Genomic DNA, 22,615 nt, shown 5'->3' on the forward strand with positions numbered 1-22,615 from the left:
TACGGTTACCGTTCTTGCGCCCTTAGAGACACTTCAATTTCCACCGGATTATGGTCGGCATACATAAAGTTTTCGTTTAAGGTGCGCACCGATTTTACTTCCACATTGGGCGATACGATAAAACCGTCTATAACATAGTACTGCCAGTTTTTGCGCAGATTTTCATCTTTTAGAGCTTCGGCGTATATACCGTTATTTAAGCGGCATGAAGGCGCTTTATCGTCGGCGGCAAAACGCCATCCTTCAGGCAAAATCGAAGCATCCATAACGGCCGCCTGCCATACGCCCGCAACTGCAGGATATGCGCTCAAATCAAGACCGGGAAAGGTTTGATTAAAATCGCCGCCTGCAACCACATAGTTTCCTTTGGCGTATTCATCGGTTAAAAAGGTCATCAATGCCTTTGTTTGAGCGATTTTGCCCTCACCCTCGTCGTAAGCTTCCAAATGGAGATTGACCGCAACCAATTCGCCGCCGGATGTCAGCGGAAAACGGTTTACAAGCAGACAGCGCTTAAGATTTGCCAGGCGTACCGGCCATTTAAACGATACGGGCAGCGCATAACGCACGGATTCGCTGAAATCGATATTCGTAAAGGTTGCCAATCCGCTTGCAACGCGTCCCAACGGCGGATAAGGAACGGGAACAAATAAGCATTTGTAATTATAGGTATATGCTCCATTTACAGACAAGGCATCCGAAAGCAGGCGGCTCTCGTCTACATAAAAAGAACGCTTTGATTTTAAATCTATTTCCTGAATAAACAGGATATCCGCATCGACACGCTTCATTAAAGCCGCCGCACCGTGCAGATTTTCTTCAACCGCAGCTTTGTTTTCGGGGCGTACCATCGTACCGCCGTCCATAAAAAAATCCTGCTTTGCACCGAGCCCGCCGTAGCCGATGTTCCAGCTTACAATGCGTAAAGGCCTGTCGGTATCAAAAGCAGGCAAATCGCCGGACATAGCCGACCGGCGATTCGGCCGTACGGCATGGGCGGCTTCAATAAGAGACGGGCGGTACTCCGTTATACTGAGAAAAAGTACAAGAAGGGCGAATACCGCAGCACAAGCTGCCGCGGCAAGAGCAAGAACGATACAAATCGTTTTTACCGTTTTAGACATCAAGCTTTTCATACTGTCAGTATATCACAAAAAGTATTTTTATAACAGAATGCGGCGGAAAATCATACTAAATATGAAGATAGTGAAGCGGGTATTTGACAAGAACGCATTCTTATGGTATTTTTTAAAGTGAATTATTCCAGTTTGGAGGCCCCTATGCCCTTAGTGTATTACATAGGTCTCCCGCTGACCGGATTGATTCTTGGATGGACTATTCGCTGGCTGTATGCCAGATTTCAACTATCGGCATCGGAGCAAAGAGCGGAACGCGTAAAGCAAGATGCGATTAAAGAAGCGGAAGCGCAGAAAAAAGAAATTTTACTTGAAGCGAAAGACCAACTCATTCGAGAAAGGAACCAACAGGAGCGGGAAAACAGAGAAAGACGAGGCGAATTGCAGCGCCAAGAGCGCAGACTTGCTTTGAAAGAAGAAATGCTTGACAAGCGCTCACAGAATTTCGATAAACAGGAAGCGGAGTTTGTTCATAGAGAACAGCTTATTTCCCGCCGTGAAGTCGAACTTGCCGATGAAGGAGAGCGCTACAGGAAGGAACTTGAGCGTATTTCAGGTTTAACTGCGGAAGAAGCCAAAAAGCTGATTATTAAGGACCTTGAAAACGATGCACGTCATGACGCTCAAGCTCTGTTGAACAAAATCGAACAGGATGCCCAGCTTTCGGCCGAAAAAAAAGCCCGCGACATCCTCGTTACGACCATTCAACGCCTTGCGGCGGAAACAACGGGAGATATTACCGTTTCGACCGTATCTTTGCCCAGCGATGAAATGAAGGGCCGCATTATCGGACGAGAAGGGCGGAATATCCGTACCCTTGAAACGCTCACCGGTGTGGATATTATCATAGACGACACTCCCGAAGCGGTTGTTATTTCCTGCTTTGATCCGGTACGCAAAGAAATTGCAAAAACTTCGCTGGAGCGCTTAATAACCGACGGCCGTATTCACCCTGCACGCATTGAAGAAATCGTACAAAAAGTAACGCGTGAAACCCAGCAAAAGATATACGAAGAAGGCGAAAAAGTTTTGTTCGACTTGGGCATTCACAACATGAGTCAGGACGGAGTGCGTGCGCTCGGCCGGCTCTACTTCAGAACGAGCTACGGGCAAAACGTTTTATATCACTCAAAAGAAGTTGCAATTATCGCGGGCATGATTGCCGCCGAAGTCGGTGCAAACCGCGAATTGGCAAAGCGGGGCGCGCTTTTACACGATATAGGCAAGGGTGCGGAAAGCGATTCGGACCAAAATCACGCCGAAGTCGGTATGGATATGGCCCGTAAAATGGGTGAAGATGCAAGGGTTATCAATGCAATCGGCTCGCACCATAACGATGTGGAGCCCGAAAGCATCGAAGCCGTTATCGTACAGATTGCCGACGCGGTTTCCGCAGCACGGCCGGGAGCCCGGCGCGAAACGATGGACAATTACATCAAGCGCCTTGAAAACCTCGAAAATCTTGCCGAAAGCTTTACCGGTGTGGAAAAAGCTTACGCCATACAGGCCGGGCGCGAATTGCGCGTATTGGTAAACAACGAAAAGATTCCCGATACGGAAGTCAAAGAATTGGCGCGGAAAATCGCCAAGCAGATAGAATCCGATTTGCAGTATCCCGGGCGCATAAAGCTTACGATGATTCGCGAAACAAGAATCGTCGAATATGCCCGATAAAGCAGGGCCGGTTAAAAGAAGATTTAAAAAGGACGGCAGTATATTGCCGTCCTTTTTTATGCAGATTCGCTATTCAAACAAAAAGTTCATACCTTATTCGGCTGTTTCTATTGTAAGGAATCCTTTGTGTTGACAACAATCATAAAGCTCCTTATACTTTGAATTATGAGTGAAAAAGATATTTTTAAATGGACAGACAGCCTCAGTGTCGGCTTTGATGAAATAGACTTACACCATAAAAAACTTTTACTTATTTTAAATAAATTTAAAGAAACACTGGAGCTGCCGGAAGCCGAATATAAGGCGCAAATCGGTAAAATTGTAAAAAATCTTTCGGATTATACCGAATACCATTTTTCCGAAGAAGAAATATTGATGAAGGCTAACGGCTGCCCCGGTTATGAAGACCACTGCAAAATACATGCGGATTTTGTCGCTAAAATCAAACAGGGCTTGGCCCCCCTTGTGTCCGGCAACAAGCAAACCGGCGCCGAATTTTCAACCTTTTTAGGCGATTGGCTTCTTGACCATATTGCGGTGGCGGATCATCAGTGGGCCGACTATATACATTCAAAAGAATAAGCACGGATTCGTTTGAATGCGCTCTTTGAGTCTTGACGACTTGGTTCTTTCGTGTATACTTAAAATATGACACCGTTTTGTCTCCTTTGTATCGCGAAAAAGCGTTTTTTATTCCCTATATCTTTGCACAACATGCGTTTCTCAAAAGGCGTATTGACAAAACAAAATAATATCATTAATATACCCCCCCCCCCCCGAAATCTAAATTCCGATAATTCGGTTTTCTCTTTTACACAGGTATTTTTAAAAGCCGCTTTGCATGGTTTACGAATCGTGCAGTGCGGCTTTTTTATTTTTATCTCAAAAATCGGGCTGTTCAAAAAGCGGGTGCTTTCGGCAGCCCCCAAAAGGAGTGTAAGATGAAACGTCTTTTTAAAACGATTTTCGGTTTAAGCATAGCCGCACTGTTGACTGTGTTTATTTCATGCCCGCAGCCTATAGGGCCGGGCGGCGGTACGAATCCCCATACACCGTCAAATCCCGGTACGGTACCCGCGGTGCCTTCCCAAACACCCGTTGAAAAAGCCCTTGCCGAATTGACGGTAAGCCCCCTAAAGGTTTTTAAGGAAACAACAAAAGTCAACCTGCCGACCGCAACAAGCGTTCCCGACGTAACGATTAGCTGGACTGCTCTTCCCGAAGGATATATTAACGTTGAATCGGGTGCCGATTTAGGTAAAATTCTTAAACGGGAAACGGAAGATACCGAAGTTACCTTAACCGCAACGGCAACAAAGGACGGCGAAACAAAAACAAAAACGTTTAAAATCACCATTCATCCTGAAACAGCCGAACCGGATGCTCAAGCACTTGCCGCCGGGTTGGCGATTCAACCTGCGGTTTCGGCAGATTTTACTTTACCGAAAACCGTATCCGGTTATTCCGCAGCCGCGATAACGTGGGAGAGTGCCGATGATAAAATCATTAAGATTGAAGAAGTGTCCGGTCAAAAAAAAGCTATTATCACATACGACCTTATCGATAAAGCCGTTACGCTTACGGCAAGCATACATTATGACGACGGTAACCCCGATACGCCCGACGACGCGGAAAAAACGTTCAGCGTTACTGTTAAGCGCGTTGAGAAAATAACCGAAGAGCATCCCGATTCGATTTCAACTTATGAATTTACCGGAAACGAATATATAAGAATCCATACCGATAAGTTAACAGGTAAAATAAAAAGTGGTACTAAATATACATACACCGATGTACAAACCGCAGCCGACGGTACAAAAACCGCCCTGTTTACTCAAACGGCAATATATCAAAAAACGGAAGGAGAAGCAACCGGAAAGTGGATGACGAAAACGGAAACGCTTCAAGAAATTCAACAATATTTTAATACAGCATTATCCAAATTGGCAGAACTTAAAAAAAAGAATCTTCTCAAACTGGAAAACTTTCAAATATTTCCGGGGCTCGGCCATGCAGATACCCGTGAAAAAATGTTTAAAAATCTTCAATGGTTCCCGGACGAAAACAATCCTCTTAAAACCTATACTTTTGAAACGTTTGACGATTTGGAAGATGCACAGGAAAGCGCCGAACTAAAAAAAATGTTGTTGATTATTGAAAAATTCCTAAACCAAAATTTACCAGTACAGATTGCAATGACAGAGTCGATGTTCGGTGCATATAAGTGTAAGTATGAATTTTACAAATCAGGCAGCCCCGAAACAATCAACTTTTATACGAATATTCTTTATAACCCTGCAAAGCCTTGGTATGAGCAAAGAGGCGTATACGGATTCCTTAATTCCGCTTCTCCGGTACCCGCCGGCGAAATCATGGGCATGGACTTAAGCGTCCGGGAAAGGGACCAAAATCAATATGAAGCCTCAATAGATATCTCCATATCCGACGGAACAAATCCTTCTAAGAACTATAACGGACCTGCCCCATATACGTCGGGTACAACGGCAATAACGGCAACCTTACAGGAAAGTGAAGGAAGCTCCGGCCCGTCCATTTCCGTTACAATATCCGGTATAAACGTTGACGCTGCCGGAAAAATGACTGCAAATGTACAAATAGATACGGGTGCGCCGCAGTCTTTGACTTTAAAATTTGAGGGAAGGCCTCTGAATTAATCGGACAAGCTTAACCGCCTTTCCCCGCGGCGCTTACACGAAGGGGGTTGTTTGAAAATCTCAAGCGGCCCCCGTTTTCCCCGCTTCTTGCATTTATTTTAATTATTTCACCATAAGGTTTTTACTCTGTATTTCGGAATAGCCAAAGCCTTTGTAATAATCGTCATATCTTCACATTGAGCCTGTGCAACAATAAGACATTACACGTACTCCTCAAAACCCGGCGGAGTTTCGTCAAAATCGGGAGCCATCCGTATTTTTCCCTTTAAAATTCCGAATCGGCGTTTGGGCTTTTTAACCTGCAAACCGGCAGTCTCGATTATTTTTGTATTTTTTAAATTATCTGCGATAATATAGAGAAGTTGAATTTTTTGTTCATAGGGCATTTCCAAAACCTGTGCTTCTACTTGAGCATACTGTTCATAAGACATAGACCGCCTCCTCTACATTTATTATAGCATAAATCCGATTTTTTGTATCGGAATTCAGCATATTTTATCTCGATTGAAATAATTATTACCATGCTGCAACAAGTTAATCAGCCCCCGTTTTCCCCGCTTCTTGCATTTATCCGGTAAATCGGCTACTCTGTAATTCACATTGTTAAAAACAACCGTTGCAAGGAGATTTACATGGCATCGCCCTTACAGGAATATCTTACAAAGACGCCCGCAGACAAGCAAAATGCGGCTATGACAGCCTATGTCGCCCAATTACAGCTTACGGCCGAAGTAAACCCGGCTATAGCCGCCTCTGTCGTTAAAGAATTGGAAGCCCAGCGCTCCCATTTAAAGCTTATCGCAAGCGAAAACTACTGCTCGCTGAACACTCAGGCGGCGATGGGCAACCTTCTCACCGATAAATACGCCGAAGGTTATCCCGAACACCGCTATTACGGCGGCTGCGACAATGTGGATGCGGTCGAAAGCACTGCCGCCGAAGAAGCCCGCCGCCTTTTCGGTGCCGACCACGCCTATGTACAGCCTCATTCGGGAGCCGATGCAAACCTTGTCGCCTATTGGGCGATTTTAAATCATAAAATCGAAATGCCTTCCCTTGCCGAACTCGGCGAAACCAACGTATCGAATATAAGCGATGAGCAGTGGGCCGCTTTGCGCGAAAAACTCGGCAATCAGCGTTTATTGGGACTCGACTATTATTCGGGCGGACACTTAACGCACGGCTACCGCCAAAATATTTCGGCGCGCATGTTCAAAACCTATTCGTACACGGTAAATAAAGAAACCGGACTTTTGGACTACGACGAAATCGAAAAACAGGCGATGGAAATAAAACCGCTTATCCTGCTTGCAGGCTATTCCGCCTATCCGCGCGCGATAAACTTCCGCCGTTTTAGAGAAATCGCCGATAAATGCGGCGCCGTCTTTATGGTCGATATGGCTCACTTTGCGGGCCTTGTTGCGGGAAAGGTATTTACGGGCGATAACGACCCCGTTTCTTGGGCGGACATCGTAACATCGACTACTCACAAAACCCTTCGCGGCCCGCGCGGCGCCCTGATTTTATGCAAGGCCGAGTTTGCCGAGGCTGTAAACAAGGGCTGTCCCCTCGTTTTGGGAGGCCCGCTTCCCCACATTATGGCGGCAAAGGCAATCGCATTTAAGGAAGCTGCAAGCGATTCATACAAAGCGTACGCTTACAATGTGCGCGATAATGCCCGCGCCTTAGCCGATGCCTGTATCAAACTCGGCATGAAGGTACAAACCGGCGGCACGGATAATCACCTCTTACTCATAGACGTGAGCCCCTACGGTCTTACCGGACGGCAGGCGGAAAACGCATTATTTGAATGCGGCGTTACGCTGAACCGCAATACCCTGCCTTTTGACCCGCAGGGCCCCTGGTGGACAAGCGGTATCAGGGTGGGCACTCCCGCCGTTACAACGCTGGGTATGGGAACCGCCGAAATGAGCGAAATAGCCGCAATCCTCGATGCCGCCTTAAAGGCTTCAAAACCCGGCTTAACCAAAGACGGCAAGCCGACAAAGGGCAAGGTTGTACTCGACAGCACGGCAAAGACCGAAGTGCAAAACCGCGTGGCCGAACTTTTGGGACGCTTTGTCCTTTATCCCGAACTGGATTTGGATTTTTTGAAAAAATATTTTTACATATAGGAGTGAGTAAACATGAAACTTGCGATTACGCTGCAAGACGGGGAAGTGTTTCAGCACTTCGGTCATTCAAAAGCCTTTAAAATATACTCGATTGAAAACAACCGGGTTGTATCTTCCGAAGAGGTTCCGACAAACGGCAGCGGACACGGTGCCTTAGCCGGATTCTTAAAGGAAAAAGGCGTTGAAGCCCTTATTTGCGGCGGTATCGGAAACGGTGCAAAAACCGCGCTGGCGGAAGCCGGCATTAAAGTATACGGCGGAGTAAGCGGCAATGCCGACAAACGCGCGGCCGAATTCGTATCGGGTACTTTGCAATACAATCCCGATGTAAGCTGTTCGCACCGCGAATCGGAACACAACTGTTCCGGTTCAAGCGGACACAATTGCTCGCACGAACATACCTGTTCAAGCGGCCATTCCTGCCATAACTGAAAAATTGCCCGAAAAAAAAGAGCCGGCGGCAAATCCGTCGGCTCTTTGTATTTAATGGGAACCTCTAAAACCTGTCAGGTTCGGTCTTCAGCTTACCGCTTAAGTGCAAGCACCGTTTCAAGCAGGGTGTCGGCGGTTTGGATGGACTTTGAGTTCGCCTGAAAACCGCGCTGGGTTACAATCATATCGGTAAACTGCTCGGTTAAATCGACGTTGGACATTTCCAAGGTGCCGGCCAAAAGACTGCCCTTTCCTGCAATGCCCGAAGTGCCGATATTCGCAAGTCCGGAGTTATTGGACTGCACATAGGTATTGCTGCCCGTTTTTTCAAGGCCGCCCTGATTTGTAAAGGAAGCAAGGGCGATTTGACCGATGGGGCGGTTTGTGCCGTTTGAATACACGCCGGTAATCACGCCGCTTTGGTCGATTTTAAAGTTATCCAAATAACCCATCGTGTAGCCGTCCTGATAAAAGGCCTTGGTGCTGCTTTCCGATGCGCTTTGGGTAATCGTATTTTTTTGGCTTCCGATAGTTCCCAAATTGATGTTTATAGTTTGGCGTAAAGGATTGCCTTCCGCATCGGGATTCGATTCGGGAACGGTAAACGAAGCTTGAACGATAAGTTCTCCGACAGGATTCGATACGTTTTCGGCGCTGTCGCTGACGGACAAAAGAGTTCCCGTATTATCGAAGTTTACGACAAAGGAGTTCCCCATGCCGTCGGTGGTGCCCAAGCCTACACGGGTTTGCGTAAAGTCGGCATTTTCGGGGTCGACGTTTACGGTTGCAAGCCACTGGTTGGGGTTACCGGCAATCCGCTGAAAAGAAACGGCCAGATTGTGGGCATTGCCGAAACTGTCGTAGATTTTAAATTCGGTGGCCCAGGTGCCCTTGGCTATATCGGCGGGCGTTGCGCCTTCAAGAATTTCGGGCGTATTTTTGTTTAAGTTACAGGCAAAGTTTACATTTTGCGTCGCTTTTGCCGGGTCCTTGGTTCCGACGGGAATAATCAAGTCTTCGGTATTACCCGCAGTGTTGATAATCATTTCGCCGTTTAATTCGCGGGCCATCCAACCCTGTACGCGCAAGCCGTCGGCGGGATTGACGAGGGTTCCGTCGCGATCTATGCCGAAAGCTCCGGCGCGCGAGTAAAAGGTTTGCTCTCCGTCTTTTAAGACAAAAAAGCCGTTACCCTGAATCGCGACGTCCGTACCGACGCCGGTTGACTGAAGGTTTCCCTGTGTAAATACGGTGTCTATCGAGGCAATCATAACGCCCAAGCCGACTTCCTTGGGGTTTACTCCTCCCACTTCGGTGGTGGGTTTTGCCGCGCCCGAAAGCTGCTGCGAAATCATATCGTGAAAATTAACGCGGCCTCGTTTAAAGCCGGTGGTGTTTACGTTGGCGACGTTATTACCTATAACGTCCAAACGGGTTTGGTGATTTTGCATTCCGGATACGCCGGAATAAAGTGATCTCATCATATCGGTACTTCCTCTTAGTGTGCGTAAATGCGTTCAATTTGAGACATAGTATACGGAACTCCGTTTACTATTACTTGCGGATTTTCGCCGCGCGATGCGGACTGAACCGTTCCGGTAATAAGTCCGTTTTCGGTGCCTATATCCACGGTTTTTCCCGTCAAATTGACCGCCTCGGTATTTGTCAGCATGGAAGCCAAACGGTTAAAGCCTGCGCTCATATTCGTAATTTGCTCCAGCGACGAAAACTGCGCCATTTGCGCAATAAACTGAGTGTTTTCCATCGGCGCCAGCGGATCCTGATGGGAAAGCTGTGTAATAAGCAGTTTTAAAAAATCATCCTTGCCCAATTCCCTGCTTGCGGCACGTCCGTTTACTGCAAGCGTTTTGTTGAATCTGTCAACCTCAAGCTGTGTTTTCAGCGTATCGGCAGCACTCATCTTTGTGTTTATATCCATAAACAACTCCCCTTAGGCTATAAGGTTTACGTACGGACGCGATTCAAGCACACGGTAGTCGGCTTCATCGGCATCGAGTACCGGATTTTGTTCGTCATAGCGGAAAGCAAGCGGATTACGTGCGGCATTTTTGCCGTCAGCCTGTCTGCCGTCAGCCTGTCCGCCGCCCTGCTCTTGCCCCGACCAGCTTAAATCAAAGCCGGCGGTATCAAAGCCGCTTGCGGTAAAAGCGTCGGTCAGCGAGGCGATATTGGCTTTAAATGCCTTGTACGCTTCTTCACTTGCAACCGTTATACGTCCCGTCAATATATTGTCGGAAATTTGCAAACGTATCTTAACATTTCCGAGCTCTTCGGGGTGTAAAATTAAATTGATTGTTCCCTTGTTCCCGTCGCGAAGTATAATCGAGCCGGTTTTTACCAAGTCGGCGGCATTAGTGCGGATTTCCGACGAAAGCATTGAAGCAAAGTTTGCCTGTTTGGACTCCCGTACCTCCGCCGTAAACGAGGGATTTCCGTCTTTTCCCAAAACCGCAGGATCGGCGGTAACCTTTGCTCCGTCGGCCGGATTCAATAAAATGTCTGCTTCGGCATTTCCCTTCCCGTCATAGCGCACCGAAGACAATAAGGCTTGTTTTTTATCCTCGGCGGCGGCCTTTGTACGCTCATCGCGCACCTTTATCGCGGGAATTTCCGCAAGGCTTAGGCCCGGCTCTTCGGGGGCACGATTGAGCTTATCCGATGCAAAAACGTTTTCAAGTTCCGCATCTTCGGCTTTAAACTCGGCGGCTTCCGTCCGGCGCGTTTTATGCGTCGGCACCTCAGTCCTTTGTTCAAGAGAAACAAGGGCGGAAGCGGCGGCTTGTGCGCTTAAAAGCTCATCCGTACCGCTTTTCTCCGCGTTCACCGAAAGTCCTTCGTTTTCCTCATCTGCGGCGGCCTTTTTTGCATAAGGCGCCTTGTACGCTTCAAAGACTGCGTTTTTTACGACGGCGTTTTCATCGGCCTCATCAACGTTTAAAGCGTTTTTTTCCGCAAGTGCCGCACGGAGCGCCTCTTCGGCTGTTTGTCCGCCCGCTTTTTCTCCGGCTTCCGCCATGGCAGCACCTTCTGCCGCCTCGGCTCCGGCGGTTTTTCCCGTTTCCGATTGAGAATCGGAAGCCCTTGTTTCATCCGGCTTGTCACGGAACTCATCATGTACCGCGGCCTTTTTTTCGGCTTCCGCCGAAGCCCGCTCCGGGCGGTCTTCACGAGATTTTTGACTGTAAGCGGTGTTTCCGGTTTTATGCGAAGCGTTTTCACCTTCGCTTCGCATACCGTTTACGGAGTCAAAGCTCCGTTCAGGAGGGCCTTCCCTGGCTTTAAATTCCTGCATAAACACTTCTTTTTTAAGGAGTGTTTGGAAAGAAGATTCACCTTGAGGAGGGGTGTTCAATCCCTGAACCGAAAATCCCCGCTGCGGCGCCGGCAAAACGGGCCGTTCAAGATGAGTATGCAATGCCTGCATGGGCATACCTCCGATGTAAACATCGGACTATTGAATGGATACGGGTTTACTCGTCATTTTACGCTGAAGAGCCGCCACCCTGTCGGGGGGCATCATGGAAAGCCAGTTCGATACTTGCGACATTTTTCCTGCAGCGGCCGCCATCTCTTCGACCTTACGCAGGGTGTCGATAACATCCTGATCTTCCATTGCATTCAGTATTTCCACGGCATCCGCCGGGCGCATACTGTTCAGGTTTTTTGCATTTTGTTCGATGTTTACATTTCTATCATCGTATTTTTTTACTTCATTGTTAAATGTTTTTTCGCGTTCTTCGAGGGCGAGGCGGGTTTCTTCAAGTTTTTGAGCTATTTGCGTGTTTTCAGCCTCTTTTGCGGCTATATCTTTTTCGCGCTTGGCAAGTTCTTCGGCATAGATATTCAAGGCTTCCAAACGTTTAGCCAAACGGTCTTCATCCAAATTTGCGGCAAGAGAGGGGTCGGCATCCGCATTGGACACGGAGGTTTGAATCTGCATACCGAATAATCCGTACACCGGTGCAAAGAGCTTTTTTGCGTTGATTATACCCAAATAATCAAACCACAGCATTCCGCCTAAAATTAAAATAACGACCAAAACGAGCAATGCCAGGGTTTTACCGATACCGGAACCGCGTGCCAAAACCGCCTCCTTTTTATTATTATACACGTGATTGCCTTTTATGTATAGTTGATAGTTTCTAAAAAATCCGATTTTTAAAAGATTTACTTATAGCTTCAGATTGAATTTAAGTGAAAACCGAAAATCATCCGGTCCCGTTTCGGGAGGAATCCATTTGAGGGAAACTCCCAGGTTAAAGGGAACTCCCGTTGCGCTTCCCGAATTAAGAGAACAGACAAAAAACAAACTTGAATGAACATATAAAAAAGATTTGTGATTATAAAAAAGCGTATAATCCGCACCCCCGTCAAGGGTTATTTCGCGTATAAAAATCGGTATAAAAGGAAGGGGCGTCTGCATATTATATGAAAATAAAACGGCAGTGCTTTGCAGTTCCCATACACGCAATGCATTTATATAATATGCAGCATTAAACGCGGTCGGTAGATTTAGCGTAAAGCCTCGCGGATTTTTAAAAGGCAGCAAAAACGGAAGCCGCACGGCCACTTCAACGGCGTGCGCTCCTATCCAAGGATTTTTATCGTTCAGAGGATTACCGTTTTTATACGCAAAAACAAAAAAACCGGCTTTAATACCCAGCGTCTCGTATACACCCGTTCCCGTTCTTTTTGCAAAACGCAGGGCAAGCTCGGTTTTATTTTCCAATAAATACCCCGCAGGTGTAAAGGGTGTTTTTGAAAGCGTATAAAAAAAGTATGCACTGTTCGCCCCGTAAATATAGGTAAAGGGAATACCTGCGGGCAATTCAAAATCGGCGGAAAGTTTTACCGCAGCCTTTTCGAGTGCACTCTTTTTCAAATCCGCTTGAGTATAAAAACCCGCCGCAAAGCCGAATCGTCCGCTCGCCGCAGAAGCAAAGGCATTGATATTATAATTCCGGTTGATCGGATCCATACCGGCTCCCGCGGCAAGCAAAAAACGCTCTGCGGGGTCTCCGCTGAAAGCCGAAAGTCCCAAAGGCTGCGTATCGGGAGCGTAGCGGTCAAAAAAGGCCGCATTTAAAAAACCGGCAAAGGGTACGACGGTACCTTTTTTTAAATACGAAAACGGGCGGTACGGGCGCGTATACGAAAAAGGAAGCTCTGCTGCAAAAGCCTCGTCTTCCCGCACAATCTCCTGTTTTGCAGGCGTAAAAACAAAACGGTATGCATCATTAAAAAGATTGTTCGTCTGTTCCCGAGAAAAAACCGAAAGACGGCGGGACTCGTAAAAACGCGAAATAAAGGCCGTGCCTCCGTTGAAGGGAACAGGGGAAAATACGCCGCCGGAATACTGTGCCTTTTGTACCGATAAAACGGGAAGTTCCCGCAAATCGGCATATGCGGCATTTTCTGCCGGTTCCGTAAATGCGCTTAAGTCGGCGGCTGCAAGGACGGGCTGAAAATCCGGACCGAGGGAACAGGAAAAAAACGCTTTTCCTTCATGTACGGAAAGAGAATGGAAGGCGGGGAAAATCCCGTCGACAGGAGAAAGCGCATAAGAATACGAGCGGCCGCTTTGTATATCATAAAAAAACAGCCGGTAAAAAAAAACTTCCCCCTCTGCCGAAAAAGGCTTATCGGAATATCCGTTCCGCCTTTCTTTCATTATACATACCAGGCGTCCGTCTCCGGCATCGCATATATCAAAGGGAAAGACCGTACGCTCCACGGGAATCTTGTGCACGGGATCCGGCACTGCGGATGAAATATTGTACAGAATGATATAAAACGAATCGCCTTCGCGTCTTAGGCCTGCAAGCAGGTTTTGCTCATTTTTCGTACGGATAAAAGCCGCGGAACGCAACCCCTCCGTTTGCAAAACGATACGTTTTTTTTTCACATCGTAGATACTTACAACGCTTTGAGCCTCGGGGCTGCTTTGCAAACCCGACGAAACCAAAAAATCCCCGCCGCGCGAAAAGCTCAAACGCTCGCGTAAATCGCTCATATATAAAAAAACGGGTTTTTTCGTAATTGAACCGTCCGCATTAACATGAACCTTCCAAACCGAGGAAGAGGCTTCATCGTACCATGCAAGAGTATCCTCCGCAAAGGTAAGAGACTGATATAAATGCCGCCCTTTTACGGCGTCCTTATTCTCGGTATCGTTTTCCGGAAACAGCGCGGTTACCTCGGAATCGGACGCCGTGTCGACTTCAAGGGATTGCTCAAAATCCTTCCAAGCCCGATTTAAGCTTACCCCGTATACCTTTTTAAAAATACCCGCCGAAAGCTTAAATACATGGGAACGGCCGCTTTGCTTCCAAAATTCGGCATACAGATGCATTCCGTATGTTTTTTGAAGATACCGGGCAAAGGCGGCGCCGAACATATAGGGCAGAGAACCGTCGGTATAGGCGGTATAGGAACCGGCGGCTTTGCGCCAATCGGGAAATTTACCTTCGATTTTCGCCTGCCTGACAACGTGCATACTGTAAGCGTCATTTAAACGTCCCTGACCTCCGATACTTTCAAAAGAAACGGCGGCTCCTTCAATAAACGAAGTCGGCAAATGCAATAAAAGAGAGGGAGAATAAACATCACCTGCAACACGGGAAAATCCCTGCCAAAAAGGACTTTTTATATTTAAGCTGACGGCATGCACCAGTTCATGATAAAAAACCGACAACAGCGTATCCGAAAAAACGGCAAAGGACCGGGGAGGAAGAGAATCATACAGCACTATGCGGTTATAAGGCAGGGCCGTAAAATAGCCGTTCAAAACTTCGGTTTCACGCGTGATAAAGACCGGAATACGCGAAAAACCTGCCGAGCTTATGACCGGGCTTTCAAAGCGGCTGCAGATATCCCGATATAAACCATCAGCGCGGGATGCAAGACTGCGGGCCGAACGGGCCGACTCTTCGGGAAAAATAAAGTCGAAGTATTCGGTTTGAATAACCGAAAGTTTTTTATTGAAGGGGGCCTGTCCTGCAGGCCGTATTTGCGCAAAAGAGCGTACAGGCGATATAAGCGGAAAAACACAACATAAAACCCGTAAAAAAAACAGAATGTTTTTTAAGTTTTTTTTATGCAGACACTCCGGCAAGGGCGGCTCCCAAGATAATCGCATTGTCCAAAGTCAGCACTTCGTAATAAATGCGGCGTTTTTGTATCAATTCGGTATTCAAATAACCTAAAATGCGTTCTTTCAGATTATGCGTTTTATAAAAAGTGGTACCTTCGCATAAAATACTTACAGGCATAGAAGGATTTTTTCCCCTTCCCGTTTTTATAATAGCGGCGGCCATAATTGCGGACGCAAGACGGGCACAGCGGTCTACAAAAATATCCAATAAAAAGTAGAGAGTGTCGTAATCAGCCTGCGTACCCTTTGCAAGGGCGGCTCCCAATACCGTATCCGTTTTAAAGGGCGTGTATAAAAAGCGGTCCATATCGAAAAGAGTAAATTCGTTTACAGCCCGTAAAGCCTCGGCTGCGCGAGCCGAAAACAAGCCGTCATTACAGGCGGCTCGTACCGCGTAGGAAGCAACCGCTCCCAAATAAGCTCCCGAACACATTTTTTCCAAAAGATAGCGGCCGGGCGTTTGCGTCGTCTTATCGAAATCCGTATCGAATGAGCTTCGTACCGCCTTATCGAATATACCCGATTCACAGACAACGATTTGCTCACAGGGGATATCGGCACGCAGCCCCCTTATTTTTGCTATGGGGCCGTATTCAATGTAAGCCGTATTCATGCCCGTTCCCAAAATAAGACCCGCATAGGAACTATACCGCCGCCCTCCCGCAGCCTGCGAGGCCCCCGCCAAAAGAGCTGCCGCCGTATCGTTCAATAATACGATTTTTTCGGGACGCGTCCATCCGCGCTCAACAAGGGCATCCGAAAGGCTTTGGCCTACTAAAGCACCCACCACTTCTTTTGCCTTTATTTCCTTCGAAAAACTTAAGACCTCTCCGTCGTTTTCGGGCGTAATTTTCATTGCATATGAAAAACAAAAACCGATTTTCGATGCTTTATGTTTAAGATAATCAAGATTTGCGGCAATTGTATCGAAAAACTCTTTTTTGGAAAATTCGCGTTCAATTCCCGGCATTGAAGATTTTTTTAATTCGCTGACGGAAGGATTGCCCTCGCCGTCAAAACTTACCAGACAGGTTCTGAAATTTGTACCGCCTGCATCAATGACGATAACGCTTTGATTTTTAGGAGCGGTTTCGGGCGGATTCGTCCATGTAGGAATCATCTCTTGAGAAGCCGGCTTGCCCAAGGCATCTTGTCCGTCAAGTCCCGCCTGCATATCATAGAGTAACCCGTCTATTACGGAAGTTATATCGGGGCCGTTCACGGCTAATCCGTATTTACCTGCAAAGGCGGCTATTCTTTCATATAATTCCATATTCAGCTCCTAAAATAAAATGATCGGGATTAAAAACCGCACTCCGAGTACGTTCTGAAAAGCCGTTGCTTTTCGACAGTCTTTTATAACCTTTCTATTTCATATATGATAGCATAAAATCGGTATTTCGTGAAGGAGCTTGACCCTGTACCGCCTAAAAGTGTATATTTTAAAAAATTATTATACGGAGTTAACTTTGGAACTTATCGAACGTATCAGGGAATGCCTTGAATATATACGTCCCCGGCTGCAAGCCGACGGAGGGGATGTTGAATTTGTGGAATTACGGGACGGCGGCAAGGTCATGGTCAGATTGACGGGAGCATGCGGCAGCTGCCCTATGGCTACACTGACTTTAAAGCACGGTGTTGAACAAATGCTCAAGGATAAAATTCCCGAAGTAACGGAAGTCGTTCAAGCTTTTTAATTCATTTCGGAATTTAAAATCTTTTACGCAATATATTTTCAGTGCTTAAGCACATAGAGGAAGCATTATGACTATAGAAAAAGATGTAATGGCGGCAATCCATTATACGCTGAAAGACAAAGAAGGAACTCTTTTGGATTCTTCCGAGGGTTCCGATCCCTTGGAGTATTTACACGGCTACGGCAATTTGATTCCCGGATTGGAAAAAGAACTTGAAGGTAAAAAAGCCGGCGATACCCTGTCGGTGAGTATTGAGCCCGCCGAAGCATACGGCGAATATTCGGACGATTTGGTAGTAACGATTCCGCGTTCCAATTTCGAAACAGATGCTCAAATCGAAGTCGGGATGCAGTTTGAAACGGGTTCGGGCTCTATGAGCCGGATTGTCCGTGTTACAAAGATCGACGGCGACGATATTACCATCGACGCCAACCACGAACTGGCCGGGAAAACCCTCTTTTTCGATGTAAACGTTGAAAGCGTACGCAAAGCTACGGATGAAGAAATCGAAGCTGCCCGTTCGGATTCTTGCGGCTGCGGTTCCGGAGGATGCGGCGGTCATCACGAGCATGAAGAAGGCGGATGCGGCTCCGGAGGCTGCGGATCGGGCGGATGCGGAGGATGCGGCGGCGGTTGCTGCGGTTGAAAAACGCCAAATTCCGAGCCGTGTTTAAGACTGTTCGGCCTGAGCATACAAAGCCCGAACAGCCGTAAAAAGGGCGCGTGACACTTCATAGGGGGTTAAACCTTCCGTGTCGATGTGTACATGCGCCTTTTTTTTATATTCGGCCGTTCGCTGAATATATACTTCGTGAAAAATCGAGCGGCGCGCGGCATCGTTTACGGGATTCCGTTTTTCGATATAAGCCGGAAAGCTTCCCGTCCGCTTTGAGCGCGCACAAATACGCTCAAAGGCCGTCTCTTCTGCCGCATGCAGATAGATAAGGGGGCCCATTGCTTCCAATACGGAAAAAGCGCGCGGATTGTCGCAAATACCGCCTCCGGCTGCGATGACGGCTTTCAAAAAGCCTGCGGACGTTCCGGATGCTCCGGTGTTTTCGATTCCGCTCCGGCGGGGCTGAAGGCGATTTTTCAAAAAAACACAAGCTTCCCGTTCCGCCTGTTTAAAAGCTTCAGGGCCTTTTTCGGCGTAGAGCTTCCGGCAGCTCAGGCCGGTATTTTTTTCGATAATTTTATCTATATCGAAAAATTCACATCCGAACCGCTCCGCGGTCAATGTGCCTGCCGTTGTTTTTCCCGAATGCTGAATGCCGACTAAAATAATGCAGTTCACGATTTTTACTATACAATCTTTTATTGCACCTGTACAGTATTTTTGTTATGATACGAAGCCGGAGACGAAACTATGGAATTATACATAAAACTCGGCCTTTCTTTTTTACCCCTTGTCCCGCTTTTATATGCGGCGGCCGTTAAGGTTTCCGGCTTTCGTTTAAACCATATACTATGGGCCGGAGCTGCCGGTTTTGCCGCCCTGGTTCCGATCATCGGCCTGCAATTTATATCAGAGCGCTTTTTTTCATTTAATGCTTCATCTCTATGGGCGGTATTTTTCGGCGCTCTTTTATTCAACGGTGTGATAGAAGAAGGTTCTAAAGCGTTTTTTTTATTTTTAGTTCCTATAAAAGACGGTTCCCGTGCAGTCGGACTTACATCCGCCCTTATTGCCGGAACAACAGTCGGTTCTTTTGAAACCCTCATTTATTGTATAGCCGGCACCAATTATTCGATTTTACGCTTATGCACCGCCGTGATTTTACACAGCCTCTGTGCGGGTTTGTCATACTTTTTTGTGTTATCGGTAAAAGAGTCAAAAGAAAAAAAACAACAAGGTTCGGCACAGGGATACCGAGTCCGGCTTATGCCCTTTTTTACCGCGGTATTTTGCCACGGCATATATAATTTTTTTGCCGGATTCAGCGGTTTTTTATGGTCTTTTTCGGTTTTTGCCCTGTTATTCGCCCTTATCCGCGTTCGATTTTATTACGGAGAAGATTGACGGAGAGCACTCTCGCCCGAAACCCGTCTTTTTTTTAAATCTCCAAAATCTAAAAAAAAGACTTGCCTTTAAGCGAAATCGGATGTATAATGACCTCAATGGCATTTAAAGAACGTAAAGATAAACGATTTTCAGAAACCGGGAAGGTACTGGTACCCGACCTTTGTATTTTTCCCGGCCTCCTAATCGATATAAGCGCGGGAGGATGCAGAATCCGGTTCCCGGTACCGATTGACCCCGATACGGATTTTGACTATCAGGCTTCTTTTGCTCTTGCATGGAAAACAACCCCGGCCCCCTTTGTATTGATTTTACAGCCCCGCTGGAAAAAAACGGAGGCATCGGGAACCGAGATCGGCTTTGAAGTTCTGCGCTCCCCCGGAACCAAGCATCTTATCTCTTATATTGAATACCGTACCCATGAAGAATTGACAGCCTCGATACGCCCCCGTTCGGCGGAATTTATTTAAATCGTAAACCGCAGCTGTGGCCCCGGACAGTTTTAAATCTCTATTGTTCGTTTCGCGTTTTCCGTTTTTATAGACAACGCTCTTTTCTTTTGATATAATAGCCTCGTTCCGAAACCGAATTTTTCAGATAATCCCTATACTGTACATGGAGAGTATATGCCTAAAATAGACGTAAACGAAAAACTTTTTTTTAACTTACTCGGTGAAACCTATTCCTACGATATACTGGAAGACCGCCTCACCTGCGCTAAGGCGGAATTGGACGAAAAGCCCGATTCCGCAGCGCCCGAAAACGAGCGGATAATAAAAATCGAATTGAACGATACGAACCGCCCCGACCTGTGGTCCACGGCAGGTCTTGCCCGCCAGCTTAAACTGCATAAAAATGTACAGGCCGTTCAGCCTTCAAAGACCGGCTATACGCTGTACAACGATTTTTTGTCTTTTGCAGACAGCACAAAGGACTATGGAAACCGCGTCGTAAATGTCGACCCCGCCCTCAAAGATATCCGCCCCTTTATGACGGCCTTTGTCATATCGGGAAAACCGATAGACGAGCCCATGCTTTTGGACATCATTCAAACGCAGGAAAAACTCTGCTGGAACTTCGGCCGAAAGCGCCGCTCCATTTCCATGGGCGTATACCGCTACGCCCAAATCAAGTGGCCGGTTTCCTACCATGCAGTCGATCCGGATAACACAAGCTTTGTGCCGCTGGGCTTTGATAAGCCGATGAGCTGCCGGCAAATCGTTACCGAGCATCCTAAGGGAAAAGAATACGGGCACATCATTGCCGATATGCCGAAATTTCCGCTTTTAAGCGACGCTTCGGGAGATACCCTGTCGATGGCGCCTATTATCAACAGTGCGGCTTTGGGTGCGGTGCAGGTCGGCGACAGCGATCTTTTGGTTGAAATGACCGGAACCGACATGCCCTCCCTGTTGCTTGCAACGATGATTGTCGCCTGCGACTTTTTCGATGCCGGCTACAAAATTTTACCCTGTCTTATAAAGCACCCCTACGATACGGGTTTCGGAAAAGACATCGTAACGCCCCTGTATTTTCAAAGCTCCGCCTCGGCTTCGGTTAAAGCGGCCCAAAAGCTTTTGGGCGAAAACCTTTCGGCATCCGAAATGCTTGCAGCCCTTGCCCGCATGGGCGTTGAAGCGACCGAAAAAGACGGTATTATTACGATTATGCCGCCGCCTTACCGCAACGACTTTTTGCATGAAGTCGACGTTATAGAAGACATAATGCTGGGGCGCGAACTACCCTCGTTTAAGCCCGAAAAACCCCGTGATTTTACCATCGGCCGCTTAACACCGCTTACCCTTTTAAGCCGCAAAGCCAAAAGCTTAATGATAGGTTTGGGCTATCAGGAAATGATTTTTAACTATTTGGGCTCAAAACGCGACTATATCGAGCGCATGAACATAGACGGAGCCGACGTTATAGAAGTATCGAACCCGATGAGCGAAAACTATCAGTTTGTGCGGCCGTCGATTATCCCCTCGCTTTTAAGCGCAGAAGCCGTTTCCGGCAATGCGGTGTACCCGCACAAGGTGTTTGAAATCGGAAAAACCGCCTTTTTATGCGATGAAGAAGTAACGGGAACACGGACGCGCCAATACTTGGGCTTTTTGACGGCCGCTTCCGATGCGAACTTTAACGGCGCGGCAAGCGAAACGGCTTCTCTTTTGTACTTTTTAAATCATGAATATACGGTTGAAGGAGCGTCCGACCCGCGCTTTATTCCCGGACGGCAAGCGCGCCTCATTGTAAAGGGTAAGCCCGTCGGTATTTTCGGAGAGCTTCATCCGGCGGTGCTTGAAAACTGGGATATCCGCGTTCCCTGTACTGCAGGAGAGCTTGACTTGGAAGCGCTCGGAACGCTCTAAAAACGGCGGGAGCCTATAATCCGCGCAATCTCGGCGAGGCGCTCGTAAGCATAGGGAAAAAATGCCTTATATGAAGCGCAAAAGCGGTTTTTTTCCAAGGGCTTATCGGTAAAGGTATCCCTGTCCCTCCTGCAGCCGCCCCTGCACAGGGGATACCAATTACAAGTTTTACATTCTTCGTCCGTGTGCAGGGATTTTTCTATAAAGCCGATTTTTTCGCGCGCCTTTGCAATATCTTCAAAGCCGGCGGTATGAATATTGCCTAATTTATAGGAATCGAGGACGTAAAAATCGCAGGGAAAAACGCTTCCGTCCGCTTCGATTACATGCTGAAAGGTGCAGCGGCCGAGCATTCCGCACGATTCGGGCGGGCGGCCTAAAAGCATTAAAACGAGGTTGTCGAAATAGCGTATAGAAACCGGTTTTTCCCGCTTAAAACTGCGGTACCACAGGTCAAAAAGCGTTTTAAGAAAATCCCCGTACACTTCGGGCGTAAGCGACCATTCGTGCGCGGGGCTTTTTTCCCCTATCGGATCCAAACAGGGAATATACTGCTGATACATAAAATTATTGCGTAAATAAAATTCATATACCTCTTTTATATTTTTTGCAAGAGGGGCGCTCACTACCGTTAAAATATTGTATTCGACGCGGTGATTGTCGAAAAGGCGGGCGGTGTGCAGCACCTTGTTAAAGGTTCCCTCAACAGCCGAGCCGCCCTGCTGCCCGTTTAAGCTCTTGTGTGTCCCCTTTCCGCCGGCATGTATTTTGCGTAAAGAATCGTGGATGCGTTTGTTGCCGTCCATCGAAAGACCGATTAAAAAGCCCTCTTCGGCAAAAAAAGCCGCCCATTCTTTGTCGATAACGATACCGTTTGTCTGAAGCGCGAATTGTACGGGAATTTTATGAGTGTTGTATGAGCGTACCGCATCGCAAAAAAAACGGAAAAAGTCCAAGCCCCGTAAAGTCGGTTCTCCTCCCTGAAAGGCGAAGGTACATGCCGAGTGTGTTCCGTCAAGCGCTTTTTGAATAAGATGTTCCGCCGTTTGTTCGGTCATGATACCGAATGATTTTTGCGAGCGGTTTTCCATTTCGTCGCAGTAAAAACAATAAGTACAGTTCATATTGCATCCGCCTGAAACGGGTTTTATAAGGACATTCAAAGGATAGCGGCCGGAGTTCCGTGAAAAGGAGTTTTTTTGGACCTTTTGCGCCGCCGCTTGTCCTGATTCAGTATACGTACTCATAGCTTGTGTTTTCCGCTTGTAGATTACCATAAAAATACGCTATACTCAACAAT

At 47.3% G+C, this 22,615-nt stretch carries 20 protein-coding genes; 10 read left to right on the forward strand and 10 right to left on the reverse strand.

Annotated elements, in window-relative coordinates; all coding sequences use genetic code 11:
* Positions 1 to 5: 5 nt before the first annotated feature.
* Positions 6 to 1,136, reverse strand: coding sequence for an endonuclease/exonuclease/phosphatase family protein (locus V1L52_RS12030; protein WP_428770008.1), 1,131 nt, complete (start codon positions 1,134 to 1,136; stop codon positions 6 to 8).
* A gap of 144 nt (positions 1,137 to 1,280) precedes the next feature.
* Here V1L52_RS12030 and rny point away from each other — a divergent pair, with 144 nt between their 5' ends.
* From rny to V1L52_RS12045, 3 genes are all read left to right on the forward strand, one after another.
* Entirely contained in the window at positions 1,281 to 2,810 is a 1,530-nt protein-coding gene (gene rny / locus V1L52_RS12035) for a ribonuclease Y (RefSeq protein ID WP_428770010.1), read from the forward strand.
* 165 nt (positions 2,811 to 2,975) lie between these two features.
* Complete coding sequence (locus V1L52_RS12040; RefSeq protein WP_428770012.1) at positions 2,976 to 3,392, forward strand: bacteriohemerythrin; 417 nt, start codon at positions 2,976 to 2,978, stop codon at positions 3,390 to 3,392.
* A gap of 359 nt (positions 3,393 to 3,751) precedes the next feature.
* On the forward strand, positions 3,752 to 5,485 hold the full coding sequence (locus V1L52_RS12045) for an immunoglobulin-like domain-containing protein (protein ID WP_428770014.1): 1,734 nt from the start codon (positions 3,752 to 3,754) through the stop codon (positions 5,483 to 5,485).
* A 200-nt stretch (positions 5,486 to 5,685) separates the two neighbouring features.
* On the opposite strand, the gene V1L52_RS12050 is transcribed toward V1L52_RS12045, so the two are convergent.
* Positions 5,686 to 5,916 (reverse strand): DUF2281 domain-containing protein, encoded by a 231-nt coding sequence (locus V1L52_RS12050; RefSeq protein ID WP_428770018.1) that lies wholly within the window; start codon positions 5,914 to 5,916, stop codon positions 5,686 to 5,688.
* A 201-nt stretch (positions 5,917 to 6,117) separates the two neighbouring features.
* On the opposite strand from V1L52_RS12050, the gene V1L52_RS12055 reads away from it, so the two are divergent.
* Positions 6,118 to 7,620 (forward strand): glycine hydroxymethyltransferase, encoded by a 1,503-nt coding sequence (locus V1L52_RS12055; RefSeq protein WP_428770020.1) that lies wholly within the window; start codon positions 6,118 to 6,120, stop codon positions 7,618 to 7,620.
* A 12-nt stretch (positions 7,621 to 7,632) separates the two neighbouring features.
* On the forward strand, positions 7,633 to 8,052 hold the full coding sequence (locus V1L52_RS12060) for a NifB/NifX family molybdenum-iron cluster-binding protein (protein ID WP_428770022.1): 420 nt from the start codon (positions 7,633 to 7,635) through the stop codon (positions 8,050 to 8,052).
* A gap of 92 nt (positions 8,053 to 8,144) precedes the next feature.
* Here the strand turns inward: V1L52_RS12060 and flgE are convergent, their stop codons facing one another.
* The 6 genes from flgE to V1L52_RS12090 all read right to left on the reverse strand — a co-directional run bounded on the left by flgE (position 8,145) and on the right by V1L52_RS12090 (position 16,499).
* Positions 8,145 to 9,536 (reverse strand): flagellar hook protein FlgE, encoded by a 1,392-nt coding sequence (gene flgE / locus V1L52_RS12065; RefSeq protein ID WP_428770024.1) that lies wholly within the window; start codon positions 9,534 to 9,536, stop codon positions 8,145 to 8,147.
* A gap of 14 nt (positions 9,537 to 9,550) precedes the next feature.
* Complete coding sequence (gene flgD / locus V1L52_RS12070) at positions 9,551 to 9,991, reverse strand: flagellar hook assembly protein FlgD (RefSeq protein ID WP_428770026.1); 441 nt, start codon at positions 9,989 to 9,991, stop codon at positions 9,551 to 9,553.
* A 12-nt stretch (positions 9,992 to 10,003) separates the two neighbouring features.
* Positions 10,004 to 11,497, reverse strand: coding sequence for a flagellar hook-length control protein FliK (locus tag V1L52_RS12075; protein ID WP_428770028.1), 1,494 nt, complete (start codon positions 11,495 to 11,497; stop codon positions 10,004 to 10,006).
* 27 nt (positions 11,498 to 11,524) lie between these two features.
* Positions 11,525 to 12,157: a periplasmic-type flagellar collar protein FlbB gene (locus V1L52_RS12080; protein ID WP_428770030.1), complete on the reverse strand. Its 633-nt coding sequence runs from the start codon at positions 12,155 to 12,157 to the stop codon at positions 11,525 to 11,527.
* A gap of 87 nt (positions 12,158 to 12,244) precedes the next feature.
* Entirely contained in the window at positions 12,245 to 15,187 is a 2,943-nt protein-coding gene (locus V1L52_RS12085; protein ID WP_428770032.1) for a hypothetical protein, read from the reverse strand.
* Complete coding sequence (locus V1L52_RS12090) at positions 15,168 to 16,499, reverse strand: hexokinase (protein ID WP_428770034.1); 1,332 nt, start codon at positions 16,497 to 16,499, stop codon at positions 15,168 to 15,170. The genes V1L52_RS12085 and V1L52_RS12090 overlap by 20 nt, the downstream gene beginning before the upstream one ends.
* 196 nt (positions 16,500 to 16,695) lie before the next feature.
* Here V1L52_RS12090 and V1L52_RS12095 point away from each other — a divergent pair, with 196 nt between their 5' ends.
* Together V1L52_RS12095 and V1L52_RS12100 are read left to right on the forward strand one after the other, a co-directional pair.
* Complete coding sequence (locus V1L52_RS12095) at positions 16,696 to 16,926, forward strand: NifU family protein (protein WP_428770036.1); 231 nt, start codon at positions 16,696 to 16,698, stop codon at positions 16,924 to 16,926.
* 67 nt (positions 16,927 to 16,993) lie between these two features.
* Positions 16,994 to 17,572: an FKBP-type peptidyl-prolyl cis-trans isomerase gene (locus tag V1L52_RS12100; protein ID WP_428770038.1), complete on the forward strand. Its 579-nt coding sequence runs from the start codon at positions 16,994 to 16,996 to the stop codon at positions 17,570 to 17,572.
* A gap of 24 nt (positions 17,573 to 17,596) precedes the next feature.
* Here V1L52_RS12100 and V1L52_RS12105 read toward each other — a convergent pair whose 3' ends face one another.
* Positions 17,597 to 18,220: a shikimate kinase gene (locus V1L52_RS12105; protein ID WP_428770040.1), complete on the reverse strand. Its 624-nt coding sequence runs from the start codon at positions 18,218 to 18,220 to the stop codon at positions 17,597 to 17,599.
* Between the two features lie 72 nt (positions 18,221 to 18,292).
* On the opposite strand from V1L52_RS12105, the gene V1L52_RS12110 reads away from it, so the two are divergent.
* The 3 genes from V1L52_RS12110 to pheT all read left to right on the forward strand — a co-directional run bounded on the left by V1L52_RS12110 (position 18,293) and on the right by pheT (position 21,315).
* Positions 18,293 to 18,946, forward strand: a complete 654-nt coding sequence (locus V1L52_RS12110; protein ID WP_428770042.1) for a PrsW family glutamic-type intramembrane protease — start codon at positions 18,293 to 18,295, stop codon at positions 18,944 to 18,946.
* A gap of 98 nt (positions 18,947 to 19,044) precedes the next feature.
* A complete protein-coding gene (locus V1L52_RS12115) occupies positions 19,045 to 19,416 on the forward strand; it encodes a PilZ domain-containing protein (RefSeq protein ID WP_428770044.1) in 372 nt (123 codons plus the stop codon).
* Between the two features lie 156 nt (positions 19,417 to 19,572).
* A complete protein-coding gene (gene pheT, locus V1L52_RS12120) occupies positions 19,573 to 21,315 on the forward strand; it encodes a phenylalanine--tRNA ligase subunit beta (protein ID WP_428770046.1) in 1,743 nt (580 codons plus the stop codon).
* On the opposite strand, the gene V1L52_RS12125 is transcribed toward pheT, so the two are convergent.
* On the reverse strand, positions 21,312 to 22,562 hold the full coding sequence (locus V1L52_RS12125) for an anaerobic sulfatase maturase (RefSeq protein WP_428770048.1): 1,251 nt from the start codon (positions 22,560 to 22,562) through the stop codon (positions 21,312 to 21,314). The genes pheT and V1L52_RS12125 overlap by 4 nt on opposite strands.
* Between the last annotated feature and the right edge of the window lie 53 nt (positions 22,563 to 22,615).

The organism is Treponema sp. HNW, from assembly GCF_050320395.1.
Lineage (GTDB): Bacteria > Spirochaetota > Spirochaetia > Treponematales > Treponemataceae > Treponema_C.